The 16,981-nt window shown below is 52.3% G+C and carries 13 protein-coding genes; 1 reads left to right on the top strand and 12 read right to left on the bottom strand.

The window, feature by feature from the left end; translation table 11 throughout:
- Positions 1-209 precede the first annotated feature (209 nt).
- The 3 genes from PDR5_RS20380 to PDR5_RS20390 all read right to left on the bottom strand — a co-directional run bounded on the left by PDR5_RS20380 (position 210) and on the right by PDR5_RS20390 (position 7,416).
- Complete coding sequence (locus tag PDR5_RS20380; RefSeq protein ID WP_064598399.1) at positions 210-5,090, bottom strand: glycoside hydrolase family 99-like domain-containing protein; 4,881 nt, start codon at positions 5,088-5,090, stop codon at positions 210-212.
- A gap of 144 nt (positions 5,091-5,234) precedes the next feature.
- Positions 5,235-6,608, bottom strand: coding sequence for an ABC transporter ATP-binding protein (locus PDR5_RS20385; protein WP_064598402.1), 1,374 nt, complete (start codon positions 6,606-6,608; stop codon positions 5,235-5,237).
- Positions 6,598-7,416, bottom strand: coding sequence for an ABC transporter permease (locus tag PDR5_RS20390; protein WP_064598404.1), 819 nt, complete (start codon positions 7,414-7,416; stop codon positions 6,598-6,600). Before PDR5_RS20390 ends, PDR5_RS20385 begins: the two co-directional genes overlap by 11 nt.
- Positions 7,417-7,804: 388 nt before the next feature.
- Between PDR5_RS20390 and PDR5_RS29730 the strand changes: the two genes are divergently transcribed.
- Positions 7,805-8,128 carry a hypothetical protein gene (locus tag PDR5_RS29730; RefSeq protein ID WP_156669349.1) on the top strand — a complete coding sequence of 108 codons (324 nt, stop codon included), beginning with the start codon at positions 7,805-7,807 and terminating at the stop codon, positions 8,126-8,128.
- Between the two features lie 64 nt (positions 8,129-8,192).
- Here PDR5_RS29730 and PDR5_RS20395 read toward each other — a convergent pair whose 3' ends face one another.
- The 9 genes from PDR5_RS20395 to ihfB form a co-directional block, all read right to left on the bottom strand.
- On the bottom strand, positions 8,193-10,106 hold the full coding sequence (locus PDR5_RS20395) for a glycosyltransferase family 2 protein (RefSeq protein ID WP_082934436.1): 1,914 nt from the start codon (positions 10,104-10,106) through the stop codon (positions 8,193-8,195).
- 186 nt (positions 10,107-10,292) lie between these two features.
- Positions 10,293-11,321, bottom strand: coding sequence for an MraY family glycosyltransferase (locus PDR5_RS20405; RefSeq protein WP_064598411.1), 1,029 nt, complete (start codon positions 11,319-11,321; stop codon positions 10,293-10,295).
- Positions 11,318-12,280, bottom strand: coding sequence for a UDP-glucose 4-epimerase family protein (locus PDR5_RS20410; protein WP_064598413.1), 963 nt, complete (start codon positions 12,278-12,280; stop codon positions 11,318-11,320). Before PDR5_RS20410 ends, PDR5_RS20405 begins: the two co-directional genes overlap by 4 nt.
- Complete coding sequence (locus tag PDR5_RS20415) at positions 12,277-13,200, bottom strand: glycosyltransferase (RefSeq protein ID WP_064598414.1); 924 nt, start codon at positions 13,198-13,200, stop codon at positions 12,277-12,279. The genes PDR5_RS20410 and PDR5_RS20415 overlap by 4 nt, the downstream gene beginning before the upstream one ends.
- A 56-nt stretch (positions 13,201-13,256) precedes the next feature.
- On the bottom strand, positions 13,257-14,147 hold the full coding sequence (rfbA, locus tag PDR5_RS20420; RefSeq protein WP_064598416.1) for a glucose-1-phosphate thymidylyltransferase RfbA: 891 nt from the start codon (positions 14,145-14,147) through the stop codon (positions 13,257-13,259).
- Positions 14,144-15,037, bottom strand: a complete 894-nt coding sequence (gene rfbD, locus PDR5_RS20425; protein ID WP_064598418.1) for a dTDP-4-dehydrorhamnose reductase — start codon at positions 15,035-15,037, stop codon at positions 14,144-14,146. The genes rfbA and rfbD overlap by 4 nt, the downstream gene beginning before the upstream one ends.
- Positions 15,034-16,110, bottom strand: coding sequence for a dTDP-glucose 4,6-dehydratase (gene rfbB / locus PDR5_RS20430; protein WP_064598420.1), 1,077 nt, complete (start codon positions 16,108-16,110; stop codon positions 15,034-15,036). The genes rfbD and rfbB overlap by 4 nt, the downstream gene beginning before the upstream one ends.
- Before the next feature lie 230 nt (positions 16,111-16,340).
- Positions 16,341-16,580, bottom strand: coding sequence for a LapA family protein (locus PDR5_RS20435; protein ID WP_064598422.1), 240 nt, complete (start codon positions 16,578-16,580; stop codon positions 16,341-16,343).
- A gap of 27 nt (positions 16,581-16,607) precedes the next feature.
- Positions 16,608-16,904 carry an integration host factor subunit beta gene (gene ihfB, locus PDR5_RS20440; RefSeq protein ID WP_003189779.1) on the bottom strand — a complete coding sequence of 99 codons (297 nt, stop codon included), beginning with the start codon at positions 16,902-16,904 and terminating at the stop codon, positions 16,608-16,610.
- Between the last annotated feature and the right edge of the window lie 77 nt (positions 16,905-16,981).

Raw genomic sequence — 16,981 nt, forward strand, 5'->3', positions numbered from 1 at the left:
CACTGCGCAGATCAGCCCGTTCAAAGCGCTGCAAATAAAAAATGTAGCAGTGACAGCCCAGGCAGAACAAAGCAACTCGTTGGTGAGGTTGCGCATGAAGGGCCTGGGCCTGACCGCCCTTGGCCCAAGCCCCCGCATGCTGGCCTCAATTCTCCCAACGTCGTCTGAAAATCTGACGGCGAACCGGTACAGACTCGCAACCAGCCTGGTCACTCCTTTCGGGCTTTGATATCGCGCTCGAATAAACGAACGTACTGCGCCGCGACCGCATCGATTCGATAGCGATTGGAAACCTCTTTCACCCGCCCGAACGCCTCGCGGTACTTTGCGTTGTCGCTAGCAAAACCGGCGATCACTTTTGCAGTCTGCTCGATCGGTACTTCCCAATCTTCAAGGGCGATCACCTCACCGGCGATCTGATCTCCAATTGTCAGCATGTTTCGGATGTCGCCGACTTCGGACGCGATGTAGGGCTTACCCGCGAAGAGACAGTCAACGATCGTTAGAGGAAAACTCTCGGACTTGAATTTGGTCAGCATAATGCCCATGTCGGCCGCCGCGTAATGTCCGACCGAGTCCTTGCTGAATCCGGTCAGGCAGACAAAGTCAGGTACGCCAACGCGGCAATATTCGTCATACACAGGCCCGTTACCGACCAGTAACAAACGTATGTCCACTCCCGAAATCGCGCGCGCCAGGGTTACGGCCTCAATGGCTTCGTCCCAGCCTTTGTCAGGTATTGCCCGACTGACGCAGCAAAGTACGAAAGCGTCCTGCGCAATGCCCAACTGCTCACGCTTGACTGGCACGACGGTAGGAGGCTGAAGGCCATTAGGCACTTTGATGAAACGCCCGGAGTCTTCCTCATATAGCGAGAAATTCACGAACGGACCAATATTCTTCTCAGCTGTATAAACCCAGGTAGTCACCTCTCGATTTGCCGCTTTGAGCTGCTCCTCAGTCACCGCGAAAGCGTCGCCGTGCTCAATCATGCCGTGCAACGATGCAACATGAGAGCCTAACTGCGAAAACACTCCAGGCAGGCTTATCGGATACTTCTGAATATGCCATTGGTGACTATTCAAGGCTTCGATACCAAACTCGCTGATTAGCGACTTGACCTCATCAAGATCATTTGTTTCGACCAGCGGTACATCCGCGCGCAACATACGGCGAACCCCGTCCTCGCGCGCCGTCAGGCCGGCACTCAGCAGGATCACCGAGTATCCTTGACGCTTGAATTCGTTCGCCAGGCGTATTGGCAGAATTTCCGCGCCACCCGGGTAGAAACCAATGGTTGACACCATAATGTTCGGAGTTCGGTTGGCACGCGCCGCAAAAATAGCATCGCGACCATACCAGGCGTAGAACTCCTCTTGAGAGTTGTTGACGTTGATGTCGTAAAGTCGCCGACTACTTTCCTCACAAAGCTCGAGCACCGAAAGCGGTACGTTGTACAACGCCTGTACGGTGCGGCTGGCGATACCGAGTTCTCGATAAAAGACCTCTCGCTTATAGGTCTGCTGGGCAGCGCTGCCAACGTAACGACGGAAAAAGTTGGTACCGTCTACCGAATAGGCAACCTTGCCACCGCGAATTAGATGAAGGTAGAAGACCCAGTCGCCAGCCACTCGCATGGACAACCACTCTTCATCATCGAGCAAAGGCAGATCTACAGGACGTTTGAATACAACACCGCTGGCATTAGGAATCGTATTTTTGATCCCCAATGCGTAGCGCACTTCACTGTGAGCAGTATCTACATACGATTCCGCCCACTTCTCTGCGCACTCCAGGTCACTCACGTACTTATGGAATTCGCCTTCCTGAACGACTTCATCGCTGGTGACAAACTCGCAGCGAGCGTAGGCGAGCATGACTGCTTCATCATCAAAACAACGCACAAGTGCCTGAAGAAAATTTTCATCGCAGTAATCGTCGCTCTCGGCAACCCACACGAGATCGCCGGTCGCCGCTTTGATACCTTTGGACCATTGTCTGAAAACACCACCGGAATTGGTGTCATTGAACAATGTGGTCGTTACGTCTGGGAACTTTTGCGCATACTCGTTCAATACCGAGCGGCTTTCGTCAGACGAACAGTCATCCATCAAGATGACTTCAAAATTCCGGTAGGTTTGGCCATAGATACTGTCCAGACGCTTACGCAGAAAACGCTCGTGGTTATAATTCGGCACAATCACCGAAACTTTAGGCATTAACGTCTTCGACTTGATTGCCAGCAAGCCGCGACTTGTCTCATTGACGCGACCAAAACCTGCAACTCTGTCAGGTTCCAGAAACAGCCCGTGACTCCAGTCGTTCCAGGCATTGACGAACACCAGCTGCCGATCCTTCGAGTGCCTGGTCTTGGCGCTGGTGATCGCAGCATCCAGCCAGCGACGGTACTCGCGAGCACAAAAGCGCGTGTACACCAGCGGCGATTTTGCAGCGTATGCAGACTCATCCCTGGCCAGAGTAATACCGTTGAAAACAGGGAACGAGTGCGATTGGGCATTTTCCGCTCGCGTGATGCCATTCGCCACTATGACCGAATAGGGAACAGCGGCAATCCCGTTCTTCTGTTGTGGCGAAAAAGTGCCGATTTCACCCTTGAGAGGCTCCACAGGCAGGTCCAGAACGGCATCGCATAGCTGAGACAGTTTTCCGTTCCAGATGCCATCGTCTACCTGTGCCGATTGAGCAATCAGGTAGGCCTTGATGTCTAGCTGGGAAAGTCGATCGCGTAAATCGCTGAGCGCCTCGAAATTGTTGGGTGTCGAGCATTCGACAACAACCACCGGACGCCCTTCGACACGCAGATATCGCCGATCACGAACAGCTTCTCGCAGACGAGCAGGCAAGTTTTCTTCTTGCGCTGAAATTCGGACGCAAAATTGGAAGTCAATGTTCTTGTGATCGAGAAATACGTCCACAGGCTGTTGTGGACAATCAGCACCAGCATGACTATCCCATTGGAAACAAAAGCCGTAAAGCCCGTGACTTTTGGCCAAACGGACTTGTTTTTCCAACACCTCGCTGTCGAGTGGATCATAAAATCCGAGATAGTCATTCGGCAGCAACTGAGCCCCACCCTTGGAAGAAGAACGCGCGTCGCGCAACTTGTCCCAATGCGGCAAAACATATAGAGCAAAAAGTTTAATGCTGCTCCCGGAAAAACCGAAACGGACGTCATCTTCATAACGAATGACCGCGCCAGGCACCGTAATCCGCTGCTCCGAAGCACCCGAAACAACGTAGTGCCAGAACGGATTTATATTAGCTGCCTGGATATCCTTATACGTCTCAAGATAGCCAACAGTATCAAAATCATCGGAAGGGTTTTTTCCTTCATACCAGCCGAAACCGCAATAATGGCGAATCGGATCCAGGTTGAGTTTCTTCAGCTCTGGATACATCGCCAGATAATAATCGGCATCAAACATTCCAGAATTTCTAATGGCTTCAGCTTGTGCCGCAATGATTTCCGGAGAGACCTGTTGGAAAACAATAGGCCTGGCCTCTGCCTCTACACGTTTTTTCCGCGTCCAGGTACGGACATGGCCAGCGATAGAGCGCCCTTCCAACCGCCCGTTGCTCAGATAGTGAACCAGCGGATTTACAGCAGCAGCGGCAACATCCGGATAGTCTCGGAGGTATTTTTCGTTACTGAAAAAAGCGGAAGGGTTGCGCCCCTCCTTCCACCCATCATTAAGATAGTGCACGAGTGGATCGACGCCCTGATCTTTAACGTCAGGATTCTGTGTAAGGTAGTAGCTGTTATCAAACAGCTCACTGGCGCCCAACAGACTGATAGCGGACTCATCAACCCGCGCGCGACGCTCTCTCAGGACCTGGATTGCCTTGCCCAGTGACGTATTGCTCAACCGGCGCAATGTCCGACGAGCCAGCACACCGCTTCTGCGCAGTGGCAACGTTACCCGCCATGAGCGAGACTCATAGGCTTTCTGCAGCTCTTGTCGGGCGGCAGCCACTTCAGCATCTTTTTGCAGCTGAATCCTGGCAATCTCTTCCTCACCCACAACAAGCTGAGTCTTCAGGTTGTCGATCTGGCGGGTGAGCTTGTCGATTTCGGCCTCACGTTTTTCCGCAACAAGACGAAATTCGGTGATCTGCGTTGCACTTTCAGCAGCGTAAGCATCCAGCGAAGCGATTTTCGCCTCAAGCGTGGCCACAGTCTGACCCAGGGCAACAATACGTGCGCTGCGTTCGCCGAGGGATTGGTGGCGCCCTCTGATTAGCTTGATCGCTCGCAAAGCAAGCATCAATTCATCATGCGTAAACGTTTCCTTGGCTTTCGGCGGCTCGGTGTCGTAACCCAATACCGCAAAATCCTCGGCGTACAAAGTCCGGATCAAACTGGCACTGCGCTCTGTCACGAACTCGGGAAGATAGGGAATCAGACTTTCATTTGCGCGACGGTCGGCGAAGGGGTCGGGAATAAATTCACCCAAATGCTCGGCCAACGCTTTGCTAAGCCGAGGAGCCTCTTCAATTTTGGTCAGTACGCTGTAGCTGATCAGATCAGGGCGCAGCAACATGACCTGAGGCGTCCAATGCTGGTCCCAGTAGGTTGGCGCTTCCTGACTGGCAAGATGCTCAAGAAAGCCCTCAAATGCCAAGGCAATATCATTAGCGTCTCTGAGCGGCTGGTGATAAAAATCACGCTGAAGATAGGGCCCAACCTGCTGTGGTTCCTGCAACAGCAATTTCGACTGCCACGCCGAAAAAATTCGCTTGTAAGGGTTTCTCACCACAGCGAAGCGAAAATACGAGTCCGACGTCAGGGCTTCACGCAGCTCGGCGGGAGCAAGCCCTGTAACATGCGGCGCAACCCTGTGCATCTCGTGGACGATTTGATCCGGGTTGCTTTCAGCACTATCAGTGATCTCGCTAAGCGCCTTCGAGCAGCCTACCAGCGATGCAAACCACCATTTAAGGGACGTACATGCAACTTTCGGGGTGCTTACGTAAAAGAGCTTGTGCTGCTCCGAACGATAGCCACTCCAGCGGAGATAGTTAAATACTGCGGCTTCGTCACTTGGTGGCCAATCACTGATATTTAGCATTTACGTCATAAACCTTATGAATATGCTGCAGCGCAGCATCAAACTTCCAAGTCCATTATTCCATTACACAAGTCAACAACACCGCGTTTGACTCGTAACTTCGAATCGGGCGGACGGCTGGTTCCTTCAGCCGCCGGCCGATCATCAAATCGTAGCTTTTCCACCGACTTGCGCATGAGGTGCGCTCGTCATCAAATCCACATAACCAAAGGAATTGAGCTTGTCCTCGGATACAACTCTAAACATGATTGCATCCATAATCCTGTGAGCGCAGTTCGGTTCCTGATTTGACCAGACTCCGCCACCCACAAAATAAACACCCGGCAGTAAATTCATCTGGAAAGAGAATTTGACGTTAAAGTCGCTACCCGCAGCGACAGGCTCGAAATAGGTTCCATCCTCAGGGAAGCGCTGGCCGGTTACGACGGCACCCGAAACATTTCGTATATGAATGCCCCAGTAGGTCGCGTCAAGACTGTCGGTGAAATGACCGGCCACCTGGACCTGGTAGGGACTTCCCGCCTTTAACACGTTCACTTGATGTCCGTCGGCATCAAGGATGGAGAATGAGGTGATTTCCGCCCCTTGAGTCGGATAGACCGCAGTAGTCTCAGGCACCAGCCCGGAATCGAACGAGTCACTCGATAACTGCGTGGGGGAGACGGGACGCTTCTCGACCGTTTTCTGGAGATCGACATTTTCTCCAGTCTTGTCCGCTACCAAATAAGCCTCAACCAGCCGTTTGTACTCTGCCTGAGGAGCATAAATCAGCTTTTGGTATGCTCTGACCGCTTGCGGGGCTGCACCGTACATCAGCCTGACACCGTGGTCGAGCAACAGGGTTCTGTCGCACAACTCGATGATGCTCGATGCCGAGTGCGAAACAAACAATATGGACGTACCCCTGCTTTTCAGCTCTTCCATTCGCGCAAAGCACTTGCGCTGAAATTTTTCGTCGCCGACCGCGAGCGCCTCATCAACAATAAAGATATCCGGATCAATCATCGCTTGAACGGCAAACGCCAATCGCACGACCATACCGCTTGAATAACTTTTTACTGGCTGTTCGATAAACTCGCCGATATCCGCAAAGGCCGCAATTTCGTCGAACCGCTGATCGATCTCTTCCCGGGCAAGCCCAAGCACAGCAGCATTCATGTAAACGTTGTCACGCCCGGTAAACTCGGGATCGAATCCCGATCCAAGCTCAAGCAAGGCAGCAATGCGTCCGTGGGTCTGAACGGTGCCGGTCGTGGGGTTCAAGGTGCCACAAATCATCTGCAGCAGGGTGGACTTGCCACTGCCATTGCAACCGATGATCCCGACCGTTTCCCCCCTCTTCACTTCGAAGGAAACGTCGCGCAAAGCCCAGAACTCTCGGTAAAACCGACTTGGCTGCATGCGCGCCGTTGCCTGGAGACGAGGCACGATAAACTGCTTCAGCCGGTCACGCGGCTGATCATAAATTTCGTAGCACTTGCTCAGGTTCTCAACCTTAATCGCGACTTCAGAGGACATCAGCAAATCCTTTACGTGTTTTCTGGAACCAGGCAAAGCCTAGCCAGGCAATGCAGGTAGTGGCGATCCAATAGATTCCCAATATCTCGAAATTCGGCAGTTTCCCCCAGAACAAGACATCGCGTGTCATCTCGATCGCGGGGGTCAGCGGATTGAGGTAGAGCAAATGACGGTATGCCTCGGGAAGCGCGGTCGCAGGATAGAAGATAGGACTCAGGAACATTAGAACCGTCGTCAAGATACCGATGAATTGGGACACGTCGCGCAGATAAACTCCCAGCGACGCCAAGGCCCAACTGACCCCCATGATAAACATTACAAAAGGGATCACGATCAGTGGCAGGTACAACACAGTCGCATGCGGCATGCCGAAAAATATTGCATAGGCGATGAACCAGACGCCAAGGCTGATGGCCGCGTGAAACAACGCAGATCCCAAAACCACCACTGGCAGGATTTCAAGAGGATAAACCACCTTCTTGACGAAGTTGACCTTGCCGAGAATCAAACCCGGTGCCCGATTAATGCATTCGGAAAACAGATTGAAAATGATCAAGCCCGCAAACAAGATGAGAGCAAACTCAGTCTTCGAATCACTGTCCACACTCCAGCGGGCACGAAGCACTGCACTGAATACGAATGTGTAAACCGCAAGCATCAACAGCGGGTTAAAAAATGACCAGAGCAACCCCATCGCCGAGCCGCGGTACCTGCCCAGCACCTCCCGTATTGTCGACGCTTTAATCAGAGCGATATTGCGCCAGAGGCTGGCGAACATTTCCAATGGGTTGGCAGAAAACTGGCGCATCAATCAAAACCTCAGCAAAAAAAATGCAGGTCGGCACGCATCACGAGCCGCGAGCGTTGGGATCATACCCAAGGAGGAAAAGCCAAAGCTTCTGTGAAAAAAACCGCGTTCCTCTGCGCAAGGCTTGAGGCAGGTCGGCGCATTGTCGAACATTTTCAGGGAGTTCCATTCATGAGAGGAAGCATTTCCTTTACAAAACCACGCAGATCTCGATGGGTCGCAAAAATCAGGACGGGTGATTTCCAGCGTACGAGGAGCCTCGTTGAAAAGAGAGCGTGGCAAAACGGGCGCTTCCTTCAAAACTGCATGACTGCACAACCGCAGCAAGTGAAGCCACGGCCACACATAAGTGAAGCATCCACCCCAGCCAACAGATGGCACCGATGACATGGCTGTGTCTCATGCCGAAGCGAGGCATGACTGGCACGCCCCGGAAGTGGGAATCACGCGATTGATCTGCGACACGGCGGTCAATATTTTGTCGGATGATATCATTCAATACGACGGAGAAACACGGGTTTTCCCTTGGAGCGCGTCCGTCAGACGCGAGCGCGGAGCCCATGGAAACGCAGAACATCTGCTAGACTTCCTGCCGCCTGCAGCTCACTTCATCGGAAAAAAAACCGCGCCCGGCATGACCCGAATAAGGGCCAGAACCCCATCGGCAGCGCGCTGGAAAACTTTAATTTCTTTCGTTTTCAGCGATCAATAAGTGAAACAAACCGCCTGAACAGGCGGCTTTTTTCAAGACAACTAAATTCAATGGAGCGATAAGATCAACGATAATTTTCGCAAGACTTCACCGCACGATTCTTGGCGAGAAAATATGCCTCATGAAGCTGCTTGTGACGAGCGACTCTCACATCCGACTGGGCAGGCGTCCTGAACAGCGAAGTAGTTTTTGGAACATAACTAAACTTGTTTTTATAACCATAACGGAGCCAAAGATTCCAGTCCTCAAGATTGCTCATATCAATCTCAAAACCGCCTCGAGACAAATACAACTCACGCATAAATAAAATTGATTGAATCGGTATGTAGTTATGATCAAGCAACGTCTCGTAATCGAACTCCTGCCTAAAGGAATCATGCGTTTCATGAGTGAGTTCCACATACCGACCACTGCTCTCAGTGACAGTACCCACCTCCATCGCCAGCGAATAAGCTGCAACAGCCTCTTGATCTTTTAATAGAGCGGCAACCAGCACTTCTACGTGATCAGAAAAAAGCAGGTCGTCATCGTCGAGAAACATGCAGTATTTGCCCGTGGCCATTTCCAGGCCGTAGTTACCCGTCACCGAGCGCCCTACCTTGTCCAGGCCGAAAAATCGAACGCTGCGTCCCGCCGAGATCGGCGTATTGTCCACAAGCGGCTTCATCGTTACCCCACCATCTTCCACCACAATCAACTCGATATTGCGGTAGGTTTGATTGAGTACCGACATGATCGACTGTCGTAGAAACTCGTCACGCTTCTGGTAAGTACGCGTGACGATCGTCACTAACGGCTGCTCGACGAGAGGCTCACCCACGCGCCAGAACGCCCCGTCCCTGATCATTTCATAATCAAATCCCCTGAAAGGAAAACTGACACCACTTTGTCGACCTTTTCCCCCAAGAAAATGTGGCGCTTTTCTTATCATGCGCAGGACACTGCCCATTACATCGCGCCGAGACCCCGGATACACCTCCGGCCTGAGGATCAATAAAAACTGCAGTGCAAGCCCGCCCACCTTATCGATCCAGTTGCCGTAACGCAGGCGCAGATAAGCATTGGCCAAAGTGCTACCAACGTATTGAATCGGCTTTACCTGATTTTCATGTTCATAGGTGTAGTGGTAAACCACGGCGCCAGGGCAGTATTTCAGCCGATAACCGTATGACCTGAAACGGTAGGATAATTCGACATCCTCTCCATACATGAATATCTGACTTTCATAACCCCCAACCTGCACATAAGCGGCTCGCCTGATCAGGATGCAGGCATGTGACGACCAGTTCGTTTCGAGGGTTACCGGATCGTAGTATTTTGGATGCTCGAAAGGAGCCTGCCTCATTTCCCACGATGCAACATCGTCCTGCCCTGACGCCAAAGCAGAGGTCACAACTTGTTCTAAGGCTTCCACCGAAAAATGAATATCGATGTTACTCACTAGAAAATAATCGGCAGTACCTATGGAGATTGCTCGATCATGCCCGGCGCCAAAGCCTATATTGTCGCCACGAATAATATTAAAACCGCCAAACAGGTTACCGTAACCGTTCTTCCAACGTTCAAGCTCTTCGACGGTATTATCCGAAGAACCGTTGTCTACGAAATAGAGATTCAGCTTCTCACAAGGATAACTTTGCGCTTTCAAAGAATCGAAGAAGCCGTCGACCCACTTGGAGCTATTGTAAGTAACGATAGATATATCTATCGCCGGACGTTCAACACAATCAGAAGAGGGCAATACATGGGAAAAGCGACGCTGCGCCAACGCCTGGAGGGCATTGACATTATTCTTGGAATCGATAAGTGAAAATAGCCACAATCGAACTTTTCGTGAAAACAGCCCTACTCGGACCCGCACACTCGCTAGAAAAGGAAATTTCTGATAAAGCGGCCGAAGAACCGCTTTTGGGTTCAAAAGTAATTCACGCGGGCTAGACAGGCAGCGGGTAATAAATGATTTCTTCGAAGACCTCATACCGAACAATTTATCCTATAAAAATATTTTTCAATTTTTTGAGAACTTAGACTTTACACCGTTTGACCGCAAGCCTGCCTGTAACTTTTACAACCTGATCGCTGAACAGCTTACCCTCAGCAACCGATACGATATTCGAACAAACGGCAAATCTGCAGCTATAGTCGATAAACTTTCAGATCGGGCTCATTGCTGGCCTTGCTGAACTTCCATCACGCCGGCGTTATATTTTTTGGCAGCAAACACCAGCGGCAGGTAAGCAATCAGCAGGGCTACGACCCCCGGAATTAACCCGATTGCCGCCATAATCGCGAACGGCGTCAGCCATAACAGGTTAATCGCCAAGACACCGAAAACCACAGTCTTGTGGCTACCATATTGTCGAGAAGCATATTGATAGGCATGACTGCGATGCGCTTCGTAGACTTTATCGCCACGAAGCAATCGCCGTAGAAGTGTCCAGGTAGCATCAACGATGAACACCCCCAGCAGTATGAGCCAGCACCACAGTAAGTCGGGGGCCTTTGCGCAAGCGATTATTGCCAACAAACCGATGGTCAACCCGAGGAAGCCACTGCCGGCATCGCCCATGAAAATTCGGGCTGGAGGAAAATTCCAGCAAAGAAAACCCGAGACAGCAGCCACCAGCAGCAATGGAATCCAGGCCAGAATCTGATATCCGCTCAGCCAATACACAAGACAGGCTGCCAGGCAGACAGAGATAGCCTCGACGCTTGCCAGCCCATCAATGCCGTCCATAAAGTTATACAGATTGAGCAACCAGACCAGATAGATCGAAAAAAACACGCCGGTAAACCACTTCCAGTCGAGCAGCCAACCGAATAGCGATATCTGCGCTCCAGAACCGAGCCAATACAACGCCCAGCCTGCAGCCAAAAAATGCCCCAAGAGCCGCCATTTGGCCGCAATGTGTCCGTGGTCATCCGCAAAACCCAACACCGCAATCAAGGCTCCCGCTCCCGATAAGCCGAGCATCGTCGGCAAGTCGATCAGCAGCAAGTAGTAAGACACGGGCAGCATCAGCAGGAAAGACACGACTATTGCCACCCCGCCGCCTCGCGGCGTTGGCAGGGTGTGAGAGCTTCGAGCGTTTGGGATATCGATCAAACTGTTGGCCAGGGCATACCGACGCAAGGCATACGTCAGCAGTAGCGAAATGAAGAACACTGAAAGTAACAACACGCAAAAAATCATTTTATTTGAGTATCCAGATAGTGTCTGACCGTCTGCAGTATTGCGCGATCCACACTCACGGGAGGCGACCATCCGAGAACAGACTGCGTCCTGGCAATATCAACCTCGAGAGAATCGAAGAGTCGCTGGGCGATCAGATTTTTCCCGAGCAGCGTGAGCAAAGCTTTCAACGCCCACACCGGAACCGGTATCAACAATGCGGGGCGGCCAAGCGCTCTGTTTATAATTTGCAGCAACCGAGTGGTGGAAACGCTCACACCATCACTGACCAGAAAAGTATTATCTGGTGCGGCTGGATGATCGATACAAACGACAATCAAATCCACCAGGTTGCTTAGCGAAACCAGGCTTCTGCTGTTCTCGACACTTCCCAAAGGCAGTGGCACGCCCTTGTTCAGCCAGTCCATCATGCTTAAAAAATTGGCGCGCACCCCTGGACCATAGACCAGCGGCGGCCGGATGATCACCACCTCCATCCCCGTTTGCTGGCCGATTTCACGCAACCGCTGTTCCGCTTCGTGTTTGGAGCGCCCATAAGGATCATGAGGAGCAGGATCATCATCAAACTTGAAGGGTGATCCACCGACAGTACGCTCACCATTCACCTTTATCGAACTGATAAAAATGAAACGCGTAACACCTGCGGCAGCCGCCTTGAGGGCCAATGCCACAGTACCTTCCACATTGACTTTGCGAAACTCAGTCAATGCATCCTGCGCATCTTCGTTCATTACATGGACGCGCGCTGCACAATGAACCACCACCTGAATGCCTTTGAGGTCCGGCACCTGTGAGCGCTCTCCGAGCGGACAGTGCAATACCCGACAAAGCCCCGCCAACCGCGAGACACTGCGAACCGCAGCGACGGGTGTGAACTTGCGATCCAGGAGCAATCTGAGGATGACGGCCTCACCAACAAAACCAGAGGCCCCCGTCACCAATACATTCGGTGAATTCATCTAACCTTTTTCCCTACGATCGCCGTTGCCCAGCAAATCAGGAAAAAGAATACCTTGTCACGTAAACGTCGCCGACAGTTCCAGGCGCTCAAAGAGAGTTTCATCAACTGCAAGCGCCCCAAACGGAACCAGGACCGAACGAAAGGATCCTGATGCTTATCAACTAGTGCAGCAATCAGTTGCACTTGAGAAAACCACCATCCGTCGTGAATGGTTTTATAGCGTACCGCTAGGGAATTGATTCCGATATTCGCGCCAACTTGATTGCTTTCATGCTGGCGGTACTGCATTGAAGGAACAGGATCCGTGAACCAGCGAAAACCATTGCTTCGGGCAAACGCATAACAGTACCAATCATGCAGACTGACGTCCTGCAATTGTTGCCACTGGGCAACCACTGCCGCCTTGAGATTGGCCGCAAGTCGATGACTGAAGACATAAGTGCAACCAGGCCCCGCCGCTTCGAACAGATAGTCCCAAGCAACCTGAGGCTGCGCCTTATCGATCAAATGAGTCTTACCGCAACCCCAAAATGCGACGACATTACTAGAATAACCATCCGCCTTCAGCTCACCGAGTTTCTCATGCGCTCGCCGCAGCTTGTTGCCACTCCAGATATCATCCTGATCAGCAAATGCAATTAAATCGAATCCATCAAAGTCCACGTCGCGAATCAGTCTGAAAAAGTTCCGCGAAGCACCACCGAAGCTGCCTGCAGGCGGCAACGCCACGACATTCGAATGAACAGCGGCGTATTCAGCGCACCAGGCTTCAGTTCCGTCCGTTGACGGATCAATGCTGATAAACACTTTCACATCAACCGCGGACTGCTCAAGAATCGAGGTTATCTGTTCTTCGATCCATTGCATTCCGTTGAAGGCAGCCAGTAAAACTGCAACCTTGGGATGTTTAACTGGCATACCTGTCCTGTCAAAAGCTGTTCGAGCGTTGCCGCCGAAAAGGTCAAAAAACACCTTTAGTGAGAAGACGCATCCAGCAGTTTCTGCAAGTACTGACCATAACCGGTCTTCTTGAGCGCATCAGCCTGGCGCCCCAGTTGCTCGGCGGTGATCCAGCTGTTGTGATAAGCGATTTCTTCCAGACAGGCGACCTTCAGACCTTGGCGCTGTTCGATCGTATGCACGAAGTGACTGGCCTCAAGCAGCGAATCGTGAGTACCGGTATCCAGCCAAGCGAATCCGCGGCCGAGCATCTCGACGTTGAGCGACTTACGCTCTAGGTAAGCACGGTTCACGTCGGTAATTTCCAGCTCGCCACGTTCAGAGGGCTTGATGCTCTTCGCAATCCCGACAACGTCGTTATCGTAAAAGTACAGGCCGGTAACCGCGTAGTTGGACTTCGGTTTCAGCGGCTTCTCTTCAATGCTCAGCGCTCGACCGGTAGCATCAAACTCAACTACGCCGAAACGCTCGGGATCGGAAACGTGGTAGCCGAAAACTGTCGCGCCACTCTTTTGTTCGGTTGCAGAGCGCAAGTTGTCCGAGAAATGTTGTCCGTAGAAGATGTTGTCACCCAGGATCAGGCAGCAAGGATCTTCGCCAATAAACTCTTCACCGATAATGAACGCCTGAGCTAGACCGTCCGGACTAGGCTGCTCGGCGTAAGTCAATTCGATACCGTACTGGCTACCGTCACCCAGCAGCTTGCGGAAGCACGGCAAATCATCCGGCGTGGAGATGATCAGGATCTCGCGCATACCTGCCAGCATCAGTACCGACAACGGATAAAAAATCATCGGCTTGTCGTAGATCGGCAGCATCTGCTTCGATACGCCGAGAGTCAACGGATGCAGGCGCGTTCCCGAGCCACCGGCGAGGATGATGCCTTTACGATTTGTCGTGTTCATTTGTTCAGAACTTCCCTAAGCATTCGGGTAACACCACTTTGCCAATCCGGCAAGTGTAGAGAAAAATTGTCGCGCAGTTTTTGAGTATCCAGCCGAGAGTTCAGAGGACGTCGCGCCGGTGTCGGATAATCAACGGTGCTGATCGGATTGACGGCTGTAACCGCAAGCTCTTCACCATTCGCCTTGGCCCACTGAATGACATGGCTGGCATAACCGTGCCAAGACACTTGGCCGGCGGCTGCAAGATGATAAATGCCCACCAGCTCTGGGCGCTGCTGGATCTTGGCGATGGCCAGAGCAGTCACGTCAGCAATTAGATCAGCGCCCGTTGGAGCACCGATCTGATCGGCGATCACGCTCAGCGTTTCTCGATCCTTGGCAAGGCGCAGCATGGTTTTGGCGAAGTTGTTGCCGCGCGCGCCGTAGACCCAACTGGTCCGCAGAATCAGATACTTGCAGCCTGAGGACGTTATCGCCTGTTCGCCAGCCAGCTTGCTTGAACCGTAATAATTAACCGGTGCAACAGCGTCAGTCTCCTGCCAAGGCCGCACACCTTCACCACTGAAGACATAGTCAGTCGAGTAGTGAATCAGCCATGCGCCCAACGACGCTGCCTCTTTGGCCATGACACCACTCGCCTGAGCGTTCACACGATCCGCCAGCTCGGTCTCCGATTCTGCCTGGTCTACTGCCGTGTAGGCTGCAGCGTTGACGATTACGTCCGGCTTCACCTGACGGATCGTCGCACGCAGCACATCCAGATCGCAAAGGTCGCCACTCAGACCGTCCACCGGGTGACGGTCCAGGGCGATCAACTCGCCCAGAGGCGCCAGGGAGCGTTGAAGCTCCCAGCCGACTTGGCCGTTTTTCCCAAGCAGGAGAATTTTCATGCCTTGCCCGAGCGATCCGCGTAATTCTGATCAATCCATTGCTGATAGGCACCGCTCTTCACGTGCGCTACCCACTCAGTGTTGTTCAGATACCACTCAACGGTTTTACGGATACCGGTGTCGAAGGTTTCTTCCGGTGTCCAGCCTAGCTCGCGCTGAATTTTGCTGGCATCGATAGCGTAACGCTGATCATGACCAGGACGATCCTGCACATAGGTGATCAGGCCCGCGTGCGGACGGTGCGCCGAGTCCGGGCGCAACTCATCAAGCAGTGCACACAGGGTGTGAACGACTTCGATGTTTTGCTTTTCGTTATGACCACCGATGTTGTAAGTCTCACCGATGACACCTTCGGTCACGACTTTGTACAAGGCACGGGCGTGATCTTCGACATACAACCAATCACGAACCTGATTGCCTTTGCCATAGACAGGCAACGGCTTACCTTCCAGCGCGTTGAGAATGATCAACGGGATCAACTTCTCAGGAAAGTGGCAAGGTCCATAGTTATTCGAGCAGTTGGTGACCAGAGTCGGCAGGCCGTATGTACGGGCCCAGGCACGAACCAGGTGATCGGAGCTGGCTTTGCTGGCCGAGTACGGCGAGCTTGGCTGATACGGGGTGGTTTCCCTAAAGAGATCTTCCGGACCTTCCAGGTCACCGTAAACTTCATCCGTTGAAATATGGTGGAAGCGAAAAGCTGCCTTGCGGGCATCATCCAGCGCAGCCCAATAATGACGCGCAGCTTCCAGCAAAGTGTAAGTGCCGATGATGTTGGTCTGAACGAATTCGGAAGGACCGGAGATCGAGCGATCGACGTGGGACTCTGCGGCCAGGTGCATGATCGCATCCGGTTGGTGTTCACGCAGTACACGATCGATCTGCTCACGGTCGCAGATATCGACGCGCTCAAACGCATAACGCGAGCTTCCGCTGACTTCGGCCAACGACTCAAGGTTACCTGCATACGTCAACTTATCGACGTTGATCACTGCGTCGGTAGTATTGGAAATGATATGACGGATGACCGCCGAGCCGATAAACCCGGCGCCGCCGGTTACTAGAATTTTCACGCGAAACCATACCCTTGAGTTACTGACAGGGCCGCCAACCGAGCGCTGTCTAATCCATGAATGCAAAAGCCATCATTTCAGCCGTGGCTTCTGACGATGTCAGTCTGAACCGACGTGGGAATATGCCACTATCGGACGAGCGCAGCATTTTACAGCTTAATGAACGTTTTACTAATGGATATAGACAAGCTGTGGCTAAAGTTTAGTTCGCCTTTACTTCCATGTAGCAATCAGACCAGACGCTTGCGTGAAGCTCTGGACGAACGTCCCAGAAACCAGCCAAAAACCGGCCCTATCAGCATACCCGCGAGCAATGCACCCACAGTAATCACCGACACTGGAAGTTGCGGCCCCTCCCAACCAAGAAACAACAGGGAGACCGATTGCTGATTTTCGAGAACGAACGCAAGGATCGCCAACACAACCAATAGAATCAGAACGGAAAGCAGAATGCGCTTGAGATTATTCATGAGCAACTCCTTGCGTAACGGTGACCGTCAAACCCCCTCCTCCTCTTCTTCATTCACGCGATCGCGCAACTCCTTGCCAGGCTTGAAATGCGGAACGAATTTTCCATCAAGGCTGACGGACTGACCGGTCTTTGGATTACGACCGACACGCGGCGCACGATAGTGCAAGGAAAAGCTGCCAAAACCACGGATCTCGATACGATCCCCCGTGGCCAGACACTGGGACATTTGCTCAAGCATAGTCTTGATGGCCAACTCCACATCTTTGGATGAAAGCAGCCCTTGATGGGTGACAATTCGTTCGATCAACTCCGACTTCGTCATATTTTTCCCTTCTTTTTCAAGCAGCTAGGTCAGCGCTTGAAAGGTTTTAGCACGCCCGGAAGATTTTGAACAGCCCA

Source organism: Pseudomonas sp. DR 5-09 (genome assembly GCF_001655595.1).
Classification (GTDB): Bacteria; Pseudomonadota; Gammaproteobacteria; order Pseudomonadales; family Pseudomonadaceae; genus Aquipseudomonas; species Aquipseudomonas pharyngis.

Excerpts from the sequence above, each read along its gene's own strand:
- PDR5_RS20410 (WP_064598413.1), bottom strand. The coding sequence starts at position 12,280 with ATGAATTCACCGAATGTATTGGTGACGGGGGCCTCTGGTTTTGTTGGT.
- PDR5_RS20385 (WP_064598402.1), bottom strand. The coding sequence starts at position 6,608 with ATGTCCTCTGAAGTCGCGATTAAGGTTGAGAACCTGAGCAAGTGCTAC.
- PDR5_RS29730 (WP_156669349.1), top strand. The coding sequence starts at position 7,805 with ATGGCTGTGTCTCATGCCGAAGCGAGGCATGACTGGCACGCCCCGGAA.
- rfbA (WP_064598416.1), bottom strand. The coding sequence starts at position 14,147 with ATGAACACGACAAATCGTAAAGGCATCATCCTCGCCGGTGGCTCGGGA.
- PDR5_RS20380 (WP_064598399.1), bottom strand. The coding sequence starts at position 5,090 with ATGCTAAATATCAGTGATTGGCCACCAAGTGACGAAGCCGCAGTATTT.
- PDR5_RS20390 (WP_064598404.1), bottom strand. The coding sequence starts at position 7,416 with ATGCGCCAGTTTTCTGCCAACCCATTGGAAATGTTCGCCAGCCTCTGG.
- PDR5_RS20405 (WP_064598411.1), bottom strand. The coding sequence starts at position 11,321 with ATGATTTTTTGCGTGTTGTTACTTTCAGTGTTCTTCATTTCGCTACTG.
- PDR5_RS20435 (WP_064598422.1), bottom strand. The coding sequence starts at position 16,580 with ATGAATAATCTCAAGCGCATTCTGCTTTCCGTTCTGATTCTATTGGTT.
- rfbD (WP_064598418.1), bottom strand. The coding sequence starts at position 15,037 with ATGAAAATTCTCCTGCTTGGGAAAAACGGCCAAGTCGGCTGGGAGCTT.
- PDR5_RS20415 (WP_064598414.1), bottom strand. The coding sequence starts at position 13,200 with ATGCCAGTTAAACATCCCAAGGTTGCAGTTTTACTGGCTGCCTTCAAC.
- PDR5_RS20395 (WP_082934436.1), bottom strand. The coding sequence starts at position 10,106 with ATGAGGTCTTCGAAGAAATCATTTATTACCCGCTGCCTGTCTAGCCCG.
- ihfB (WP_003189779.1), bottom strand. The coding sequence starts at position 16,904 with ATGACGAAGTCGGAGTTGATCGAACGAATTGTCACCCATCAAGGGCTG.